We start from the raw sequence: 950 nt of genomic DNA, 5'->3' as shown, positions 1-950 counted from the left end.
CAGCGTGTTCGAACGCGACGCGCAGGGCGATCGCAACCGGCTCAACGCCCGCCAGCCCATCCAGATCATCGGCAACCTGATGGTTCTGGCCGGCTCGCTCGAATTCGAAGTCTGAGGAGACTGACCCATGGCACAGGTGCTGGGCATCATCGACATCGTGTGGCGGGGGGCCAATCTGCCCGTCGAGAAAGGCGCCAAGCTCCGGCTCGGCGGCTTGAAGAACAACGTGGTCACTTATGGCCGCAAGGTCGGCCGCGCGCAGGAATTCATCGGCTCGGAAGTGACGGCCAAAACCTACCTGGAAGCTGGACAGTCCTACGGCTCGGTGTTTTCCGAGGGCGAGGGCGAGCTGCAGGTGGTCTGCGACACCGGCCAGACCTACGTCTTCCCGGACGCATTTCTTCAGGATCCGCCGGAGATGACCGGCGGGGAAAGCCATGAACTGAAATGGGCGGCCGACCAGTGGCAGGAGATCCTCGCGTGAGCACGGACAACGATCTCATCATCGACCTGGACGAGGCCAAGACGGCCGCCGGCGGCGCCTCCGACACGCTGGATCTCGATCCCGCAACCGTGGTGGACGAGGATGCCGACCTCGGCGAGGCGCTGCCCAAGCGCGCCGTGCAAAACGGGGACGGCACCATCACGCTGCCGCTGCGCCACCCCGTGACGCTGCGCGTGCGCTCCACACAGGGCGGCGAGCGCACGGAAGAGCACAAGGCGCTCACCTTCCATCGGCTGCTGGGCGCCGACCTGCGGGCGATCACCTCGGCCGCCACGGCCTCGCAACCGGTGGTGCTGCTGGCTCGATCCGCCCGCATCCGCGAGGCGATCATGAACGTGGTGTACGACAAGATGGACGGCGCCGACATCGCCGACGCGACCGCCGTGGTGGCGCATTTTTTCGACGATGGCCGGAAGAAGCGGGGCTGATCCTCTCGGGGATCGCC

At 66.3% G+C, this 950-nt stretch carries 2 protein-coding genes; both read left to right on the top strand.

Annotated elements, in window-relative coordinates; all coding sequences use genetic code 11:
- Window positions 1–127: 127 nt before the first annotated feature.
- Entirely contained in the window at window positions 128–484 is a 357-nt protein-coding gene (locus V5F77_RS28960) for a phage tail tube protein (protein WP_429008495.1), read from the top strand.
- Window positions 481–933: a hypothetical protein gene (locus tag V5F77_RS28955; RefSeq protein WP_429008494.1), complete on the top strand. Its 453-nt coding sequence runs from the start codon at window positions 481–483 to the stop codon at window positions 931–933. Before V5F77_RS28960 ends, V5F77_RS28955 begins: the two co-directional genes overlap by 4 nt.
- Window positions 934–950 lie beyond the last annotated feature (17 nt).

Source organism: Roseixanthobacter psychrophilus (assembly GCF_043195195.1).
Classification (GTDB): Bacteria; Pseudomonadota; Alphaproteobacteria; order Rhizobiales; family Xanthobacteraceae; genus NCEH01.
Note: the sequence above shows the minus strand (reverse complement) of the source record. Positions and strands in the feature narration are given on the sequence as shown.

Excerpts from the sequence above, each read along its gene's own strand:
- V5F77_RS28960 (WP_429008495.1), top strand. The coding sequence starts at position 128 with ATGGCACAGGTGCTGGGCATCATCGACATCGTGTGGCGGGGGGCCAAT.